Below are 19,075 nucleotides of genomic sequence, written 5' to 3' on the forward strand. Positions count from 1 at the left end.
CCTGCCAGGCCTGCCGTGCCAGCCGGACTCGCACGACCAGCCGGACCGCATCGAGGGAGCCCCGTGACGGACGAGCCGCCGAGCGTGGCTGCGCGCACGCGCCGCGCGCTTCACCGGGCCGCCGTCGCCGTCGCCCGGCGGACGGCGCCGCCGGTCCCGGAGCCCGGCCCCGCGCCTCCCCGGCACGTCTCCGTCCCCCTGCCCGCGGGCGAGCCGCCCCGGGTGCGCGCCGACCTCGACGACGGCGTCGTCGACCTCGTCGTGACGATCGACGCCGACGACCTCGAGCAGCGGCCCGCGGTCGTCGAGGCGCTCGCCGCCCTCGCCGAGGCCTGGGGCCCGCGGGTGACGGCCGTGGTCTACGAGGCCGAGGAGGCGGTCGGGCGCACGCACGCGCCTCCGCGCCTGCCGGCGTCGCTTCCGCTCGTGGAGCCCGAGGTCGCGCGGGGCTGGGCGGCGGGCCTGGCCCGCACCTACCCGGCGTTGACCGGCGCTCGTGCCGTGGTCGTCGACTCGAGCGTCGAGATCGGCCTCGAGGCCCTGTGGGCGCTCGTCGACCACGTCCGCGGCGACGTGGTGCTCGCGCAGGCCGTCGTGCGACGGACGAACGAGACGATCGCCAGCGCGGGGGCGTTCTTCGTCCCGGGCGGCGCCGCCCCGGGAGCGCTGCTGGCCGGGTTCCCGCCGGAGGACCTCGAGGCCGTGGGCGCCGTCGCCGTCACCGCGGCCGACTCTCCGGTCTTCGCCGTGCGCACCCGCGACCTCGTCCCGGCGCGGGCGACCGTCGACCAGCCGCTCTCGGTCACCAGCCTGTCGCTGGCCGTCTCCCGCTCGGCGGAGGCGCGGACGGCGGGAGCAGGCCGGGTGCTGTCGGTGCCCCTCGGGCGGGTGCACCGCCTCCGCGAGCCCGAGCGCCGGTCGGACCCCGTCGCGCTCGAGCTCGTGCAGTCGTGGGACGGGATGGTCGACGACGCCGCCGGAGGGCTGCTCGGGCGCCTCGGGCTGCGCCTCGAGGGGGCGACCGTGCTGCCGACCGGGCCGGTGCCCGCCCGCGTCGCCCGACCCGTCGTCGGGCGCCTCGAGCCGGTGCGCGTGCACGAGGCCGCCCCGCGCCTCCGGTGGTCGCTGAAGACGGCCGCCTGGGCCGGCGCGCGCGGCGACGACTGGGGCGACGTCTTCTTCGCTCACGACCTCGCGACCGCCCTGCGGGGCCTCGGGCAGGCCGTCGTCGTCGACAACCGGGAGTCGAGCGTCCGACCGGAGTCCGAGCACCTCGACGACGTCTCGCTCGTCCTGCGCGGCCTCGACCGGGTGCCGCTCCACCCCTCGGCGGTGACGGTGCTCTGGGTGATCAGCCACCCGGACCGCGTGTCGGACGAGGAGCTCTCCGGGTACGACCTCCGCTACGCCGCCGGCCGCGCCTGGGCGGAGCGGACGACGGCGAGGACGGGCCTGCCGGTCGGCACCCTGCTCCAGGCGACGGCGCCGGAGCGCTTCCACCCCGGCCCGGTCGACCCCGAGCTGGCCTCCGACGTGCTCTTCGTCGGCAAGACGCGCGAGGTGTTCCGGCCCGTCGTCCGCGACGCCGTCGAGGCGGGCCTCGACCTCAGCGTGTGGGGCGAGGGCTGGTCGAGCTTCATCGCACCCGAGACCGTGCGGGGGGAGTTCCTGGCGAACGACCGCCTCCCCGCGGCCTACCGCAGCGCCCGCGTGGTGCTCAACGACCACTGGGCGGACATGGCGCGCGAGGGCTTCGTCTCCAACCGGGTCTTCGACGCCGTCGCCTCGGGCGCGCTCGTCGTGAGCGATGAGGTCGAGGGGCTCGTCGACGTCTTCGGCGACGGCGTCCGCACCTACCGGACCGTCGACGACCTGCGCCGACTCGGCGCCGAGTCGAGGGCCGACCGCGCGGTGGAGGCGCGGCTGGCCGCCGCGGCCGTGGCCCGCGACCACTCCTTCGCTCAGCGGGCCTCGCGGCTGCTCGCGGACGTGCTGACGACGGCGCGGTCGCGCTCGGGTCGCTGACGACCGCCGATCGACGCGCCCCGCCAGGTCGCGACGCCGTGCGCGGCGACGGCCGTGACCACCCCGACGGCCGAGAGCGCGAACGCGACCCGGGCCACCGCCAGCACCGAGGCCGGTCCGACCGCGACGGAGAGGTCGACCGCCGTCGTGTACGCGGCGAAGACCCCGGCCGCCCAGACGGCGACGAGCACGACTCCCGCGCGTCCGCCCCGGCAGAGCGCCCATGCCGTGACCACCGCGATGACCGGCACGACGGGCAGCGAGTAGCGGGTGTTCGCCGCGCCGCCGCCGGCGACGTAGTTGAGCTGCATGACGACGGTCAGCGCCGTCACGGCCGCGGCCATGACGACCACGAGGACGTCGCCGCGGGACGGCCGGAGGCGCCGGGTCGCCACCAGCAGGACCGCCGCCACGAGCGCCAGGCCGAGGGGCACGAGGAGCGCGAGCCAGGGCAGCGGGTCCGCCCGGTCGACGTCGTACCGATAGAGGGAGAAGAGGCCCGTCCAGAAGGTCGGCGCCTGGACGACCTCGACGACCGGGTGGGTGTTCCGGCCGAGGTTGGCGGCGGACCAGTCCGGGTGGCCGCCGGTCACCGTGCCGGTGAGCGCGACGTTGCGGGCGTAGAACCAGCCGACGGCCAGGAGAGGGGCCACGACCAGGCCGAGCGCCGCGGCGACGCGTGCGAGGAGCTCGCGCCGGACGGGTCGGCCCCGGTGCGCGGCGACCACGAGGGCGCCGGCCATGGCGACGACGAAGATGCCGAACGAGAGCCGGCTCGCCAGGCCGCCGGCCGAGGTGAGGGCGAGGAGCACGCCGAGGCGCAGGGTCAGCCCGCCGCGCACGACGGCCGCGGCGAGCCCGAGCGCGAGCGCCGCGAACGTCACGGCGAGGAGGTCGTTGTAGATCGAGCCGCCGACGAGCACCACCATGCCCGTCATGGCCGTGACGAGGGCCGCCACGCCCGCGACCCGGCGGTCGCCGGGCACGAGCTGGCGGGCCGCCCACCAGGTGGCGAGGACGGTCGTGCCCGCCACGAGCGCGTTCACGGCGCGGCCGGCGAGCACGGCGGCGTAGAGGTGGCCGCCGTCGGCGAGCGGGCCGACGACCGGGGCGAGCAGGAGGTAGAAGAGCGGCGGGTGCTGCGAGACCCACTGGACGGGCGGCACCGGCCCGAAGGGCTGGACGAGCTCGACCCCTCGCTCGAAGACGGGCAGGTGGCCGTGCCAGACCTGCAGGGCGTAGTCGAGGTGCGCCGTCTCGTCCGCCGTCGACAGGAGCGGCGTCGAGGTCGCCCGGGCGATCGACGCCGCCACGACGACGACGAGCGCCGCGACGAGCACCAGGTCGGTGCGCGCGGCGACCCGACGGGCCAGGCCCGTCACGACGCGCTCCGGCCGGGCACGGCGGCGGAGGGACCGTGGCCGACGTCGTCCCCCGACGCGTCGTCGCCGGCGTCCGTCCGGCGGTGCCCGCGGCGCCGCTCGGCGAGCGACGTCACGGCGAAGGCCACGACGTCGACGAGGCTCAGCAGGACGCGGGACGCCAGCGCGATGCTCACGGCGTCCTCGAGGTCGAGGCCCGCGGCGTTCGTCAGCAGGGTGGTGAGCACGACCTCGCGGCCGCCGAGGCCGGCGGGCAGGAAGAAGACGAGGAACCCCACCAGCCACGCGAGCGCGTACGACCCGGTCGCGAGCACGATCGTGCTCGGCCCGGCGGCGCCCAGCGGCCCGGCGAGGAGCGCGACGTGCAGCCCGAAGAGCAGCCACGCGACGGCGGCGAGCACGAAGGCGACGACCACGCTGCGCAGCGGCAGGCGGACCTCGGCCAGCTCGCGGCGCAGCAGCCGCGAGGCGGTGCGCAGCGCGAACCGCAGCACGGCCGGGTGCAGGGCGACGAGCACCACCGGCACGAGCAGCAGCACGTACCAGTAGCGGCCGAGGGCGTCGGCCGACACGAACGGCAGCGTGGCCGCGGCGACGCAGACGCCCGCGGCGCAGCTCACGAGCAGGGTGAGGAGGCCGACCGTGACCGAGCGGGTCGCCGGCACCCCGTGGCGGCGGCCCAGGTCGGCCTGCGCGACGATCGGCCAGATCGACCCGGGGATGTACTTGCCGATCTGCGAGACGAAGAAGAGGCGCCGCGCGGCGCCGCCCGGCAGGCGGTGGCCGGCCCCCGCCAGCAGCGCCCGCCACGAGAGGAACGTCGCGTAGGCGGCCAGGGCGCCGACGACGAACGAGCCCCCGAGCGAGAGGGGCGTCTGGCGTGAGAACGACTCGCCGATCTCGCCCGCGCGGGGCAGCAGGAAGGCGATGCACAGGGCGAGCGCGACGACGACGAGGGCGGCTCGGACCCAGCGTCCTGGCCCGTGCCGTCGGGGCGTCGCCGGGGGCGCGGTGTCGGTCATGGTCACCTAGAGTCTCTCGGGGGCGCGTACAGGACGAGGGCGCCCGGGGAGTGGATGGTCGTGCGGATCCTCGCGTTCGGAACCTATCAAGTCGAGAACCACCCGCGGGTCGCGGTCCTCGCCGACGGCCTCGCCCGGGCCGGGCACGAGGTGGCGGAGGCCAACGTGCCCCTCGGCCTCTCGACCGCCGAGCGCGTCGCCCTGCTCGGCCGGCGCACCGGGGCCCTGCGGCTCGGCCTGCGGCTCGTCCGCGCGTGGGCCCGGCTCGCCGTGCGGGCCCGCCGCGAGGCACGTCGGTCGCGTCCGGACGTCGTGCTCGTCGGCTACCTCGGGCACTTCGACGTGTGGCTCGCGCGCCTGCTCTTCCCGCGGACCGTGGTCGTGCTCGACCACCTCGTGTTCGCGGCCTCCACGGCGGCCGACCGCGGCGCCTCCGGATCGCTCCTGCAGCGCGCCCTCCGCCTGCTCGACCGGGGCGCGATCGCCCGGGCCGACGTCGTCGTGGTCGACACCGCCGAGCACGGCGAGATGGTCCCCGCGTCGGCCCGGTCGAAGGTCGTCGTGGTGCCGGTGGGCGCCACGGACGCCTGGTTCGACGCGGCGTCGCCCGATCCGGGCGACGAGCCCGGCGACCGGCTCTCGGTGGTCTTCTTCGGCCTCTTCACGCCCCTGCAGGGCTCGGTCGTCATCGGCGAGGCGGCGGCACTGCTGGCCGACGCCCCCGTCGACCTCACGGTGATCGGGTCCGGGCAGGACCTCGCGGCCGCCCGGGCGGCCGCCGGCGGGTCGCCGTCGGTGACCTGGGTGCCCTGGGTGGAGGCGCGTGACCTGCCCGCCGTCGTGGCTCGGCACCAGGTCGGGCTCGGCGTCTTCGGCACCACCGACAAGGCCCTCAAGGTGGTGCCCAACAAGGTCTACCAGTGCGCCGCGGCCGGGGTGGCCGTCGTCACGAGCGACACCCGCCCGCAGCGCCGTGCGCTGAGGGACGCCGCCGTCTTCGTCCCGGCGGGCGACGCCCGCGCGCTGGCCGACGCGCTGCTCGGCCTGCAGCGCGACGCGGCGCTGCTCCGCCGTCACCGGGACGCCGCCCGTCGCGCGGCGGACGAGCGTTTCCGCCCGGAGACGTCGGTCGCGCCGTTGGCGGAGCGGCTCAGCACGACGGTGCGTCCGCGGCCGCGGCGGTCGTCGCGCTCGCCGGAGGGTCGCTGACCCGGCCGACGGCGCGCCAGACGAGCGTGCAGGCCGTGACGACGGCCACGGCGACGACCGCGGCGAGGACGGCGAACGCCGCGGCCGGGACGGGCAGCGACTGCCCGACGGTGAGCGTGCCGACCGAGGCCGGCTCGCCGACGGTGCCCGGGAAGAAGCCCGACACCGCCACCCACAGGCCGTAGGCCGCGAGGGCGGGGGCGAGGACGACCGCCGTGCGGGCCGTCCGCCGGCGGCCGGGCGCCGTGGCCGCCAGCCGCCGCCAGGCGACGGCGCTGAGGGCGACGAGCACGACGAGCGCGGGGTAGAGGTAGCGGCCCTGGACGCCGTAGACGCCCTGGGTCTGGTCGTAGGTGTTCCAGCCGTTGCCGAGCATGGCCGCGGCGATGACGACGGGGAGGACCGCGAGGAGGACGACCGCCCGACCGCCCCGGACGCGGCGGAACGCCCAGCACGCGACGACGAGCAGCGCGACGACGGTCAGGCTGTCGCTGACGATCGGGCTGATCGGGAACTTGGCGCGCCCGAGCTGGCCCCAGAACGACGACGAGACGCCGTCCCAGAAGGTCGCGGTGAACACGCCGAGGTCGGGGCCCTCGCCGGCCGGCCACGGAGTCGGCGGGCGCTGCTCGATCAGTCCGTTGGGTTGGAGGGTGCCGGTGGTGGTGAGGTTGTGGATCCACCACCAGGCGCCGAGGGCGGCGGTGGTGGCGCCGACGGCGAGGGTGCGGAGGGCTCGTCGGGCGAGGGGGAGGGTGGTGTCGCCGAGGAGGAGGGCGAGGGCGACGAAGGGGATGGCGGGGAAGGCGGTGCCCTTGGTGGCGAGCGCGAGGCCGAGGGCGGTGCCGAGGGCGAGGTGGGTGCGCCAGGTGCGGTCGCCGGTGATGGTGCGGGTGGTGAGCCAGACGGTGACGGCGCCGAGCAGGATGATCGGGGCGTCGCTGGTGACGGAGGAGCCGATCTGGGCGAGCTGGGGGACGGCGAGGAGGGTGGTGGCGGCGACGATCGCGGTGCGGGGGGATCGGGTGAGGCGTCGGACGGTGGCCCAGGTGAGCAAGGGGAGCGGGGCGACGAGGGCGACGCTGAGGAGGCGGAGGGCGAGGACTCCGAGGTCCCAGCGGTGGTGGGTGAAGTCGACGGCGTCGAGGACGGCTCCGGCGAGGGCGTAGTACGTCGGCGGGTGCTGCGTCATCTGGTTCACGAAGTCGTGGTCGCCCGGGGCGGCCTCGAGCAGGGTGCCGTACGACGAGCGGTCGGCCGGCGGGATGTCGTAGTTCGTCACCCGGGCGAGCTCCGAGGCGGCGAGGTTCTGCGCCTCGCCGGGAGGGGGCCAGCCCTCGTCGAGCGCGAGCCGCACGGCGGCGTCCCAGTGGGTGAACTCGTCGGGGGCCTCGAACATCGGCGTGAGCACGGCCCAGAGCGTGAGGAGGAGCGCGAAGGCGGCCGTGACGACGGCGACCACGACCCGCTCGGGACGCGAGGCGGCGGGGGCGGCGGCGCGTGCGGGTACGAGTGCGGCCTCGGAGGCGCGGGTGCCGCTCACGAGGCGGCCGCCGTCTCGGGGGTCGCCGCGACGGGCGCCGGTACCGGCGGACCTGCCCGGCCGACGAGCCGCCACGTCGCCACGCCGGCGGATGCCGCGACGAGCGCGAGGACGACCATCGCGGCGAGCAGGGCGGGCCCCCCGACGGGAGTCGTCACGAGCAGGTTCGCGAGGCCGGGACGGGTGACCTCGAGGTCGCTCTGCTCGAAGAAGCCTCGGTAGGCGACGCTGGCGCCGTAGGCGCCGACGAGGGGGGCGGCGACGACCATGGACCGCCCGACCCGGCGACGCGCCTCCTCGTGGGTGACGAGGCGGAGGCCCGCGACCGCCAGCAGCGCGGCCAGGGCGACGAGAGACCCGAACAGGTACCGGCCCTGGGCCCCGGAGACCTCCTGCGTGCGGTCGTAGGAGTCGAAGTTGTTGTGCAGGAGGACCAGCAGGGTGATGAGCGGGAACGACGCGAGCAGCCACGATCGGGCGGCCGACCGGCGCCCGCGGAACGCCCAGCCGGCGACGAGCGCGAGGCAGCCCACCGTCAGGACGTCGGTGAGGATCGGGGTCATCGGGTACTCCAGGCGGCCGAACTGCCCCCAGAACGACGACGACAGTCGCGACCACTCCGTGTCGAGGAAGAAGCCGAGGTCGGGGCCCTCGCCCGCCGGCCAGGGGTTGGGCGTCGACGAGCGGGGGAGTCCGTTGGGTTGGAGGGTGCCGGTGGTGGTGAGGTTGTGGATCCACCACCAGGCGCCGAGGGCGGCGGTGGTGGCGCCGACGGCGAGGGTGCGGAGGGCTCGTCGGGCGAGGGGGAGGGTGGTGTCGCCGAGGAGGAGGGCGAGGGCGACGAAGGGGATGGCGGGGAAGGCGGTGCCCTTGGTGGCGAGCGCGAGGCCGAGGGCGGTGCCGAGGGCGAGGTGGGTGCGCCAGGTGCGGTCGCCGGTGATGGTGCGGGTGGTGAGCCAGACGGTGACGGCGCCGAGCAGGATGATCGGGGCGTCGCTGGTGACGGAGGAGCCGATCTGGGCGAGCTGGGGGACGGCGAGGAGGGTGGTGGCGGCGACGATCGCGGTGCGGGGGGATCGGGTGAGGCGTCGGACGGTGGCCCAGGTGAGCAAGGGGAGCGGGGCGACGAGGGCGACGCTGAGGAGGCGGAGGGCGAGGACTCCGAGGTCCCAGCGGTGGTGGGTGAAGTCGACGGCGTCGAGGACGGCTCCGGCGAGGGCGTAGTACGTCGGCGGGTGCTGCGTCATCTGGTTCACGTCGGCCGTCGTGCCCGGGTGGGCGGCGAGGAGGCCGCCCCAGCTCGGGCGGGCGTCGCGGGGCACCGTGCCGAGCGAGTCGCGGGCGGCCTGGCTGGCCTGGAGGAAGAGCGCCTCGCCGGCCGGCGCCCACTCGCCGGTCGTCGTCAGCGTCACCGCGGCGTCGACGTGGACGACCTCGTCGGGGGCCTGGAACATCGGCGTGATGAGGGCCCACACCACCAGCAGGACGCCGAAGGCCGCCGTCACCGACGTGACGGCGGCCGCCTCGAGCCGGGACGTCGCGGGACGCCCCGGCTCAGTCGCCATACCGTTGGAGCTTCTGCAGGTCGAGCTGCTCCTCGGCGAGGGTGCGGTTCAGCCTCGTGAGGTCGGCGACCACGCCGATGACGACCGCCAGCAGTGCCGTGATGATCAGCAGCACCCCCAGCAGCAGCGACTGCAGGTGGTCGCCCCCCGGGTCGACCCGCAGGAGCACGAGGTAGCGGACGAAGGGCACCAGGCCGCAGGCGGCCAGCACGGCGCTGATCCAGGCGAAGAGCGCCATCGGGCGGTACATGAGGTAGACCCGCACGATGGCGGACCCCGACATGAACATGTGCTGCCAGATGTTGCTGAACAGCCGCGACTCGCGCGTCTTGGGGTTGGTCGTGATCGGGATGCTCGTCAGCGCGAGGCGCTTGTAGCCGGCCTGCACGATCGTCTCCATGCAGTAGCTGAAGCGGGTGACGATGTTGAGCCGGATGAGCGAGTACTTCGAGTAGGCGCGGAAGCCGCTCGCGGCGTCGGGCAGGTCGAGCCCGGCGGCGCGGCTCGCGACCCAGCTGCCCGTCGACTGCATCAGGCGCTTGAAGCGCGAGAAGTGCTCGATGGTCTTCGTCTGGCGGTCGCCGATCACGATGTCGGCGGTGCCGGCGACGATCGGCTGGACCAGCTCGGCGATCTGCGCCTGCGGGTACTGGTTGTCGCCGTCGGTGTTCACGACGATGTCGGCGCCGTTCAGCAGCGCGTAGTCGACGCCGTCGCGGAAGGAGCGCGCGAGGCCCATGTTGCGGGTGTGCCGCACGAAGTGGGTCACCCCGTGCGCGCGGGCGACCTCGACGGTGCGGTCGGTGGACCCGTCGTCGATGACCAGCACGTGGATCTCGTCGATGCCGTCGATCTGCGTCGGGATCGAGTCGAGGACGTCCCCGAGGGTCGCCTCCTCGTTCAAGCAGGGCACCTGGACGAACAGCTTCACGGAGAGCACCTCGGGTCGGGAGCGGGGACGCCGACGATCGATCGGCTCCGGGGAGTTTAGTCGACGGCCGGTGCCCGCCCCGGCATTCAGCCCCGGCGGACCCGCGCGGCGACGGTGTCGACGAGCTTGACGAGCTTGCGCGAGTTCGCGACCTCGAGGTCGTGCCGGGCGCCCGCGAGCTGCTGCTCGAGGTCGGCCTGCTGGCGGCGCAGCTCGGCCTCGAGCGCGACCGAGGCGGCGGTCTGCTCGGCGAGGCGGACCTCGGCCTCGGCGACCAGCCGCTCGCGCGCCACGAGGGCGCGGCCGAGGACGGCCAGCTCCTCGGCCCGCCGGGGACTGGTCGGCACGTCGTGCGACGGGGCGTCGACGCCGGCGTGCGCGAGGAAGTCCGGGATGGTCGCGTCGAGCGTGAACGGTCCGTCCGCGATCTCGTCCTCGACCGGGTGCCGCGCCGCGTAGTACGACAGCAGGGTGCCCTCGCGCAGCCGCGCGTAGTCGCGCATGCCGTGGTGGGACGGGCTCGGCGTCAGGTCGGGGTTGGCCTCGTAGCCGGCGCCGGCGAGCTCGACCTTGTGGCGGAACTGCTGCCACGAGCGCCACGGAAGGTGGAGCACCTCGAGGGCGAGCTCGTCCGGCGGGGTGCCGGTGCTGGCGACGCTCACCATGTGGTTGCCCTGGACCACGGTGACCTCGGGGTCGCCGACGTGGACCGCGTTCGAGGTCGGCTGCGCGAGCACGCCGACCTCCTGCAGCTGCTCGTTGCTGCGGCCGTCGCGCCAGACGAGCCGGTCGAAGCCGGCCCCCGACTCGGCGATCGGGCCGACGAGGTTGACGACGCGCACGCCGAACGAGCCGAGCGCCGGGTCGAGCCGGGCGAAGACGTCGGACAGCCGCAGCGAGCGGTCGACGGGCACGAGGAACTCGTCGGCGTCGGCGTTCACGACCCAGTCGGCCCCGTGCACGACGGCCGCCTCGCGGGCCATGCCCGTCACGACCGTGCCCTGCTGCTTGCGGTGCACCGGGTCGTGGTGCAGCACGATCGTGCCGTCGGCCTCGAACTCGCGGAGGATCTCCGTCGTGCCGTCGGTCGAGGCGTTGTCGGTGACGATGATCACGTCGGCGCCCTGCGCCACGTGGTAGAGCACCCACGGCCGGATGACGTCGGCCTCGTCGCGGACCATGGCGGTGACGGCGAAGGTCATGTTCGTTCTCCTGGGGTCGGGTCGAGGAGCCGGGCGGGACGGGGAGGCGCGGCGTCAGCCGTGCAGGCGCGCCCGGACGGCGAGGCCGGCCCGCAGCGCGGCGCGCAGCGGGAGCAGCCAGGGGGCGCCGTACTTGCGCGAGAGGAAACGATAGGCGCTGCGGTGGTGCTCGCGGCGCATGGCGTCCGACGAGTCGCGGGTCGAGTGGGCGCCCACGTGCGTGACCTCGGCCTCGGGCTGGTACAGGTTGCGGAGCCCGGCGCGGCCGATGCGCCACCCCAGGTCGACGTCCTCGAAGTACATGAAGTAGCCGGGGTCGAAGCCGCCGAGCTCGTCGAAGACGTCGCGGCGGACGAGGAGGCACGCCCCCGACAGCCAGCCGGCGGTGCGGACCTGGTCGAGCTGGCCGTCGCGGTGGTACCGGCGGGTCCACGGGTTCGTCGGCCACAGGTTCGCGAACAGCGCGTGCCCCAGGCCGGTGCGGAGCGACGGCACGGCCCGCGCCGACGGGTAGACCTCGCCGGTCGGCTCGAGCACGGCGGGGCCGACGGCGGCGATGCGACGGTCGGCCGTGGCCGTGTCGACGAGCACGTCGAGCGATCCGGGCGAGAGCACGACGTCGGGGTTCGAGACCAGCACGTGCCGCACGGACGCGGGGAGGGCGGCGACCGCGGTGTTGACGGCGGTGCCGTAGCCGGCGTTCGACCCGACGTCGACGAAGACGGCGCCGGCGGCCTCGGTGGTGCGCCGCGCCTCCCCGACGTCGTCGGAGCGGTTGTCGGCGACGACGACCGTCATCCGTGACGGGTCGTGCGTGGCGGCCGCCGTCGAGGCGAGGAACTCGGCGAGGTAGCGGCCGGAGTTGTAGCTGACGGTGACGACCGCGAGCGTCGGCTCGGGTCTCGTCGGGGTGTCGTTCGTCATCGTCATCTCTGGTGGGGCCGGTGCGTCGTGCGTGGTGCGGGGGAGCCGCGGAGGCGCGCCCACGGTCGCTGAGGGGCCAGTCTGCCACGGGGGCGGCCGGCCTCAGTCCGCGACCCTCCCGACCTGGGCCCACAGGCGGCGGTGCACCGCGGCGCAGGCGGCCCAGGTGAAGGTCGCCGCGCGGGCCGTGCCGGCCTCGGACAGGCGGGCGCGCTCGGCCGGGTCGGCGAGGAGCGCGCGGAGACCGGCCTCGATGCCGTCGGCGTCGGGCTCGGCGTAGCGGACGGCGTCGCCGCCGACCTCCGGCAGGGCCAGCCGGTCGGTCGTGAGCACCGTCGCCCCCGTCGACATGGCCTCGAGCACGGGCAGGCCGAAGCCCTCGCCGGTGCTCGGGTACGCCACCACGGTCGCGCCGCCGAGGAACGCGGGCAGCTCGTCGAGGCGCAGGTAGCCGAGGTGCCGGAGGCGCGCCCCCGGCACGTCGCCGGCCGCGATGAGCAGACGGCGGGCCTCCTCGTCCCAGCCGAGGCCGCCCGCGACCAGCAGCGGGGGCGCGTTGGGGTCGGACTCGGCGATGCGGCGGTGGGCCTCGACGAGGGCGGGGACGCTCTTGCGGGGCTCGACGGTGCCGAGGAAGGCCAGCCAGCCGCGTTCGGGATCGACCTGGTGCGCCGTGGCGAAACGGGCGACCTCGTCGCCGGTCGGGACGGGGAACGCGGCACGGTCGACGCCGTGCAGGGCGACCTCGACGGGTCCTCGGGCGGGACCGGCGTGGCGGGCCGTCTCGGCGGCCGTGGCCGCGCTCGGGGCGACCGAGGCCGCGGCCAGGAGCCGACCGAGGCGGATCCAGGTCGAGAAGAACGCCCGCTTGCCCCGCGAGTGGTCGTCGGGGCTGCTGAAGAACGTCGCGTCGTGCACCGTCACGACGACGCGACGCGACGCCACGAGGGGGAACGTGTAGTGCGGCGAGTGGATGACCCGGGCCCCGACGCGCCGGGCCGTGGCCGGGAGGCCGACCTGCTCCCAGAGCAGCCGCAGGGGCCGGCTGGCCACCCACCCCGGGGCCTCGACGTACCGGTGCTCGGGCGCCTGCTCGGCCAGCCAGGCGCGGTCGCCCGGCTTCACGACGACGTGCACGCTCTCGCCCTCGTCGCTCAGCCCCCGGAGGAGACCTGCGAGGTACCGGGCGACCCCGCCCTTGTTCGGCGGGAGGGAGGTCGCGTCGAGCAGGACGGGCAGCGGGGGCGCCACCACGTCAGGGAGCGACGGGACGGGCCGAGGCGCTGATGCGGATGACGCCCGAGGCGCGCTCGTCGTCCGCCATCACGAAGCGGGCCGCCTGGCGCTGGATGGCGATGTGCGCCCCGTTCGGCTGCGCGAAGAAGCTGTGCACGAAGTACGGGCCCCCGCCGAGCTGCACGTCGGAGAGCCGGTACTCGACGGCGGCCGTCCCGCGGAGCGGGGCGTGGTCGAGGCCGAGCATCCGGCTGTCGGTGCCGTAGACCTGGGTGCCGAGGTTCGTCTCGATCTTGAAGCCCGAGTGCCACTTCTCGAGCGGCGTCGTGTGGCTGTACTCCATGCGCACGACGATCGTGTCGCCCGGCTGGATCTCGGCCCCGGGGGCGCGGCCCTCGGCGTGGACGACGGTCTTCGTCACGTGGCCGGGCGTGGCCTCGACCTCGGGCGCGGCGGCCTCGGCCTCCGCGACGCGGCGACCCTCGAGGATGTCGCGGAAGTTCTTCACGGCGTCGGCGGCCGAGCCCTCGAACTTGACCTCGCCCTTCGACAGGACGACGGCGCGGTCGCAGAGCTCCTGCACCTGGCCGAGCGAGTGGCTGACGAGGATGATCGTGCGGCCCTGCTGCTGGAACTCTCGGATCTTGTCGAGGCACTTGCGCTGGAACGCCTCGTCGCCGACGGCGAGGACCTCGTCGACGAGCAGGACGTCGGGGTCGGTGTGGATCGCGACCGCGAAGGCGAGCCGGACGTACATGCCGGACGAGTAGAACTTGACCTGCGTGTCGATGAAGTCGCCGATGCCCGAGAACGTGAGGATGTCGTCGAACTTCTCCTCGGTCTCGGCCTGGCTGAGTCCGAGGATCGAGGCGTTGAGGAAGACGTTCTCCCGACCGGTCAGGTCGGGGTGGAACCCGGCCCCGAGCTCGAGCAGCGCGGCGAGTCGCCCACGGCGCTTGATCGAGCCGGTCGTCGGCTCGATGATGCCGCCGATCGCCTTGAGCAGCGTGCTCTTGCCCGAGCCGTTGGGGCCGAGGAGGCCGATCGTCGAGCCCGCGGGGATGTCGAGGGAGACGTCCTTGAGGGCCCAGAAGGCCTCGCTGTGGCGTCGGCCGGCACGGCCGAGGGTGACGAGGCGCTCCTTGAGGCTGTTGTCCTTGCGGATCACGAACTTCTTCGACACGTTCTCGATGGAGACCACCGTGGGCGACGAGGCCGTGGCGGCGTCCCGGAGGTGCGTGGTGTCGTGGGTGGTGCTCATGCTGGTGGTGACGTCCATTCCGGTCTAGAGCTCCTGGGCGAAGTTGCCCTGCAGCCGCGCGAAGACGCGGTGGAACGCGTACACGAGCACGAGGCCGACGAGCGAGGCGACGCCCATGCGGAGGAGGAGCTCGTCGGGGTAGTGCGAGGCGTCGCCGCCGGTCCAGAAGGCCCGGTGGAAGCCGAGCACGGCGAGCGTGACGGGGTTGTCGGTGTAGAGCTGCAGGAGCCAGCCGTGCGTGCCGGAGAGGCCGTTCGCGACCATGTTCCAGGAGTAGACGATCGGCGAGGCCCACATCGCGAGCATGAGCAGGACCTCGACGAGGTACTGCATGTCGCGGAGGTAGACGTTGAGCGCGGCGAGCAGCAGGCCGAAGGCGGTGCCGTAGACGAGCACGAGCACGACCGACGGGAAGAAGTAGAGCAGGTCGAGGTGCAGCGGGAACGAACCGGTGACGAGGGTGGCGGCGAAGAGCACCAGGAGCTGGATCGCGAAGTTGAACAGTGCCGACCCGATGCTCGCCAGCGGGTAGATCTCGCGGGGCGTGTACACCTTCTTGATCAGCCCGCCGTTGCTGACGATCGAGGAGGTGGAGCCCGCGATGATCTCGCTGAAGAGGCCGTAGATGGTCAGGCCCGAGAAGATGTAGATCGCGAACTCGGGGATGCTGCGGGCCGCGCCGAGGATCTGCCCCATGACGAAGTAGTAGATGATCAGCTGCGTGATGGGCCGGATGAGGGTCCACACGAAGCCGAGCGCGCTGTCCTTGTAGCGCGACTTGAGGTCGCGACGGATCAGCAGGTCGAGCAGCTGGCGGTGCGCGAAGATCTCGCGGACGATGCCGAACGTGCCGCCGAAGACCTTCGACGGCTGGCCGGCGACGACCATGGTCTCCTGCTCGAGGCGGGCGAACCGCTCGGCCGACGTGGTGCTCGGTGTCGTGGTGGTCATGGGCATGGCCCCTTCTTCGTCAGAACTGGAGCACCCTACCCCACTCCGTCGGGACGGAGCGGGGCAGGGCGCGCGGGGGGCTACTTGCCGTACTTGCTGGCGCGCATGGTCGCGAGGCGGTTCTGCACCTTGCCCTTGAGCACCTCGACGCCGCCGCCCTCGGTGACGTAGTGGCGGGCCAGCGCGAGGTCGCGGCCGAGGCCGTGGCGACGGTTGGCGATCTCGTGGAACTTCTCCTCGCTCGACCGGGCCACCTTGCCGCGAGCGGCCTTGACGACGGTCACCGGGGTGCTCTCCAGCGCCCGGTCGGGGGCGACCTGGGGGTCGCGGCAGAACTCGACCAGGGGAGCGAGCGCCTTCTCCCACGTGAAGTCCTCGCGGACCCGCGACACGGCCGCCCGCGTGGCCTCGGTCACCTCGGGGTCGTAGAGGACCGACTCGAGGGCGTCGGCCAGGGCGTCGACGTCGCGCTCGGGCACGGAGACTCCCATGCCCTCCGCGCCGACGAGGTCGCCGAAGCTGTCGCCGCGCGTCGTGACGATGGGGAGGTTCGCCCACATGTAGTCGAGGATGCGCGTGCGGAACGAGAAGGTGGTCTCGATGTGGTCGTAGTGCGTGCTGACGCCCGCGTCGGCCTCGAGCAGGTAGTTGGCCCGGTCGTCGAGGGCGACCCACTGCTCGTTGAAGAACACGTTCTTGCCGGCGACGCCGAGCTCGGCGGCCAGCTGGCGCGTCTTGGACACGATGGCCATCTCGGGCACGTCGGGGTTCGGGTGCGCGACGCCGAGGAAGAACAGGCGCACGTCGGGACGACGCTCGGCGAGCTGGGCGATCGCGCGGATCAGCGTCATCGTGTCGAACCAGTTGTAGATGCCGCCGCCCCAGATGACGACCTTGTCGTCCTCGCCGATGCCCGGCACGACGCCGCGGATCGCCTTGCGGACGTGCTTCGGCGGGGTCGAGTCCATGCCGAACGGGGCGATCGCGATGAGCTTCTCGAGGTTCTCGTCGGCGGCGTAGTTCTCGGGGTTGATGCGGCCGAGCCCGGCCAGCTGACCCAGCCAGAACAGCCGCTGGCGCTCGGAGGCGCAGAGGAAGAAGTCCGCGCGCAGCAGCTGCTCGTTGAGGACGTCCGTCGCCGAGGCGACCTGGTTCTTCCACTGCGCGAGGCCCCACTCGCGGCCCTGCTCGAGCTGCTCGAGGTGCATCGGGTCGTAGATGTCGGCGACCATGATCTTCGACGAGCGCTTGAGCGTCGTGAAGTGGTGCAGGGCGTGGCCCTGGAACACGATGACGTCGGCCCACTCCTCGTGCTGCTTCATCTCGTGCTCGTTCTGCAGGCGCACGCGGGCGACCTCGAACTGGTCGGAGCGTCGCGCCGCGACGTTCCAGGTCAGGAGGCGCACGTCGCTGTGCTCGGAGAGCGCCTCGCTGATCTTCCAGGCGCGCATCGCGGGGCCGGCCATCTTGTCGCCGATGGCGTCGCCGGTGATGACGAGCACCTTCGTGCGCTCGGTGTGCTCGCGGATCTCGAACGCGTCGACGATCGAGCGGAAGCCCTCGAGGTAGTACGGGTCGCCGAACAGCGGCTTGAAGATGTCGCCGAACAGCCGGAACACGTCGGCGTCGGTCTTCGTGCGGCGGGCCTGCAGGTCGTCGCGGGTCTGCTGCAGCTCGGGCAGCTCCTTGACGAACTGGTCGAGGGCGAAGAGGCCGGCGACCGTGTCCTTCGAGACCGGGGTCTCGGGCTCGAACTCGTCGGCCGCGCCGACGAACCGCCGGATGTCGAACGACTCGGAGTCGAGCCCGCTCTTCGCCACCGCTCGGCGGGCGAGCAGCGCGAGGGCGCCGGGCAGGAACTTCGCCAGGCTCTCGTCGGAGAGGTTCTTGAAGAGCAGCATGAGGGCGTTGCGCTCGAGCAGGTACATCTCGCGGTACTCGCCGAAGCTCTTCATCGAGCCGTGGTGCTTGTGGAAGACGATCGACTGCGGGGCGAAGCGCACCCGGTAGCCGAGGATGTTCAGCCGCCAGCCGAGGTCGACGTCGTCGTAGAACATGAAGAGGCGCTCGTCGAAGCCGCCGACCTCGTCGAAGACCGACTTGCGGACGAAGAGCGCCGAGCCCGTGCCGAACAACAGGTCTTTCGGGGTGTCGAAGTCGCCGTTGTCGAGCTCGGTGACCCGGTCCTTGTAGCCCATGCCGAACCAGGTGAGGCTGCCCTGGACGAAGTCGATCGCCTTGCCCTCCCAGTCGAGCACCTTGCTGCCGACGGCGGCGACGCGCGGGCTGACGTTGAACTGCGCGAGGCCCTCGGTGATCCAGTCGGGGTGCGGCTTGGCGTCGTTGTTGAGGAAGGCGACGAACTCGCCCTTGGCCTTTGAGGCCCCGAGGTTGCTGCCGCCGGTGAAGCCGAGGTTCTCCTTCGAGACGACGATGCGGACGTTCTCCTGGCTGCCGAGGGCGGCCTCGAGGCGCTCGCGGCTGTCGTCGCCGGAGCCGTTCTCGACGACGACGATCTCGAGCTGGGCGGTGGGCCAGTCGACGTCGTTGAGGCGGGAGACGCACTCGAGGGTGTCGTCCGTGCCGCGGAAGTTGACGATGACGACCGAGACGATGCTCGACGTGGAAACAGACAAGACGCGAACTCCAAGACGTCGACGACGGGGGTGGTGCCCCGGGAGGGCGACCTCACTATAACGGCAGGGTCTCGGCTCGCCCTGCTCGTCGCCCGGCACCACCGCGTCGGACGACCGCGCGCCGGTGGGAGGATCGACGCCATGCGCGCCTCCGTCATCGTCATCGACTGGCACCGACCCGAGCTCACCCGACGGGCGCTCGCCGCGCTCGAGGCCCAGCGGGGCCGTGTCGACCTCGAGCTGGTGCTCGTCGTCAACGAGGCGCGGCCGGGCGCGGCCGAGGCCTTCGCCGCCGAGTTCCCCGCCGTCGTGGTCGTGGCCGAGGCCCGGAACACCGGCTTCGCCGGCGGCGTGGCGGCCGGCGCCGCCCGGGCGGGCGGCGACGTGCTGGTGCTCGTCAACAACGACGCCGTGCCCGACCCCGACTTCGTCGAGCGGGGGCTCGCGCGGCTCGCCGCCGAGCCCGACCTCGCGGCGGTGGCCGGCCACGTGGTGCTCGAGGGCGCCTTCCGCCGGGTCGACGACGACCGGTCGACGGACGACCTCGTCGCCCTCGGCGGCGCGGCGTGGCGCCGGAGCGACGAGGGCGTCGAGCTCGTCAACTCGACCGGGGTGGTCGTCGACGCCTCCGCCAACGGCGTCGACCGCGACTGGCTCGCCCCGGCGGGCACCGCGTCGGCCGGCGACGACCCGTTCGCCTTCTCCGGGGCGGCCGTGTTCCTCCGGCGCCCGGCGCTTGAGTCGGTCGGCGGCTTCGACCCCTCCTTGTTCATGTACTACGAGGACGTCGACGTGTCGTGGCGGCTGCGCCTCGCCGGCCACCGCGTCGGCTACGAGCCCGGTGCCCGGGTCGTGCACCGGCACGCCGGCAGCTCGTCGAGCTCGGGGCAGCTCGTGCGGTACCGCAGCATGCGCAACCGGCTCGTCGTGACGGCGCGCAACGGCTCGCGGCGGCTCCTGGCGCGGGTCGTGCTCCGGACGGTCCTGCGCCTCCTCCGCGACCTCGTCGGGGTGCCCTACCTCGACGGGCGGCATCGTCGCCTGCTCGTGCTCGAGGCGGTGCCGGCGGTCGTCCGGGCACGTCGGGCGGGCAGGTCCGCCCGGCGCGCGGCCGTCGTGCGACCGCGCGATCTCGAGAGGATCTGGTTCGGGGGACACCCGGACTAGGGGGTGAGGGGGGCTCCCGCC

The 19,075-nt window shown here is 73.8% G+C and carries 14 protein-coding genes; 3 read left to right on the plus strand and 11 right to left on the minus strand.

What is annotated here, in order from left to right; genetic code table 11:
- Nucleotides 1–84 precede the first annotated feature (84 nt).
- Nucleotides 85–2,025, plus strand: coding sequence for a glycosyltransferase (locus EDF38_RS04565; RefSeq protein ID WP_148061449.1), 1,941 nt, complete (start codon nucleotides 85–87; stop codon nucleotides 2,023–2,025).
- Here the strand turns inward: EDF38_RS04565 and EDF38_RS04570 are convergent.
- Entirely contained in the window at nucleotides 1,962–3,407 is a 1,446-nt protein-coding gene (locus EDF38_RS04570; RefSeq protein ID WP_123354173.1) for a glycosyltransferase family 39 protein, read from the minus strand. The genes EDF38_RS04565 and EDF38_RS04570 overlap by 64 nt on opposite strands.
- Nucleotides 3,404–4,429 (minus strand): lysylphosphatidylglycerol synthase domain-containing protein, encoded by a 1,026-nt coding sequence (locus EDF38_RS04575; protein WP_123354174.1) that lies wholly within the window; start codon nucleotides 4,427–4,429, stop codon nucleotides 3,404–3,406. The genes EDF38_RS04570 and EDF38_RS04575 overlap by 4 nt, the downstream gene beginning before the upstream one ends.
- Nucleotides 4,430–4,489: 60 nt before the next feature.
- On the opposite strand from EDF38_RS04575, the gene EDF38_RS04580 reads away from it, so the two are divergent.
- Complete coding sequence (locus tag EDF38_RS04580; protein ID WP_233572210.1) at nucleotides 4,490–5,638, plus strand: glycosyltransferase; 1,149 nt, start codon at nucleotides 4,490–4,492, stop codon at nucleotides 5,636–5,638.
- On the opposite strand, the gene EDF38_RS04585 is transcribed toward EDF38_RS04580, so the two are convergent.
- The 9 genes from EDF38_RS04585 to EDF38_RS04625 all read right to left on the minus strand — a co-directional run bounded on the left by EDF38_RS04585 (nucleotide 5,580) and on the right by EDF38_RS04625 (nucleotide 17,887).
- Complete coding sequence (locus EDF38_RS04585) at nucleotides 5,580–7,181, minus strand: DUF2142 domain-containing protein (RefSeq protein ID WP_148061451.1); 1,602 nt, start codon at nucleotides 7,179–7,181, stop codon at nucleotides 5,580–5,582. The genes EDF38_RS04580 and EDF38_RS04585 overlap by 59 nt on opposite strands.
- On the minus strand, nucleotides 7,178–8,746 hold the full coding sequence (locus tag EDF38_RS04590) for a DUF2142 domain-containing protein (protein ID WP_123354177.1): 1,569 nt from the start codon (nucleotides 8,744–8,746) through the stop codon (nucleotides 7,178–7,180). Before EDF38_RS04590 ends, EDF38_RS04585 begins: the two co-directional genes overlap by 4 nt.
- On the minus strand, nucleotides 8,736–9,677 hold the full coding sequence (locus EDF38_RS04595; RefSeq protein WP_123355025.1) for a glycosyltransferase family 2 protein: 942 nt from the start codon (nucleotides 9,675–9,677) through the stop codon (nucleotides 8,736–8,738). The genes EDF38_RS04590 and EDF38_RS04595 overlap by 11 nt, the downstream gene beginning before the upstream one ends.
- Nucleotides 9,678–9,763: 86 nt before the next feature.
- Nucleotides 9,764–10,879, minus strand: a complete 1,116-nt coding sequence (locus EDF38_RS04600; RefSeq protein ID WP_199734584.1) for a glycosyltransferase family 2 protein — start codon at nucleotides 10,877–10,879, stop codon at nucleotides 9,764–9,766.
- A 54-nt stretch (nucleotides 10,880–10,933) separates the two neighbouring features.
- Nucleotides 10,934–11,803, minus strand: a complete 870-nt coding sequence (locus tag EDF38_RS04605; RefSeq protein ID WP_123355026.1) for a glycosyltransferase family 2 protein — start codon at nucleotides 11,801–11,803, stop codon at nucleotides 10,934–10,936.
- Between the two features lie 102 nt (nucleotides 11,804–11,905).
- Nucleotides 11,906–13,057 (minus strand): glycosyltransferase family 1 protein, encoded by a 1,152-nt coding sequence (locus EDF38_RS04610; protein WP_233572212.1) that lies wholly within the window; start codon nucleotides 13,055–13,057, stop codon nucleotides 11,906–11,908.
- A 1-nt stretch (nucleotide 13,058) separates the two neighbouring features.
- Nucleotides 13,059–14,318, minus strand: a complete 1,260-nt coding sequence (locus EDF38_RS04615) for an ABC transporter ATP-binding protein (protein WP_123354178.1) — start codon at nucleotides 14,316–14,318, stop codon at nucleotides 13,059–13,061.
- Between the two features lie 6 nt (nucleotides 14,319–14,324).
- Entirely contained in the window at nucleotides 14,325–15,251 is a 927-nt protein-coding gene (locus EDF38_RS04620) for an ABC transporter permease (RefSeq protein WP_370275528.1), read from the minus strand.
- Between the two features lie 80 nt (nucleotides 15,252–15,331).
- Nucleotides 15,332–17,887 (minus strand): glycosyltransferase, encoded by a 2,556-nt coding sequence (locus EDF38_RS04625; protein ID WP_123354179.1) that lies wholly within the window; start codon nucleotides 17,885–17,887, stop codon nucleotides 15,332–15,334.
- 141 nt (nucleotides 17,888–18,028) lie between these two features.
- Here EDF38_RS04625 and EDF38_RS04630 point away from each other — a divergent pair, with 141 nt between their 5' ends.
- Nucleotides 18,029–19,054 (plus strand): glycosyltransferase, encoded by a 1,026-nt coding sequence (locus tag EDF38_RS04630; RefSeq protein WP_123354180.1) that lies wholly within the window; start codon nucleotides 18,029–18,031, stop codon nucleotides 19,052–19,054.
- Nucleotides 19,055–19,075: the final 21 nt, after the last annotated feature.

Origin of the sequence: Frigoribacterium sp. PhB160, assembly GCF_003751785.1 — a bacterium.
GTDB lineage: Bacteria > Actinomycetota > Actinomycetes > Actinomycetales > Microbacteriaceae > Frigoribacterium.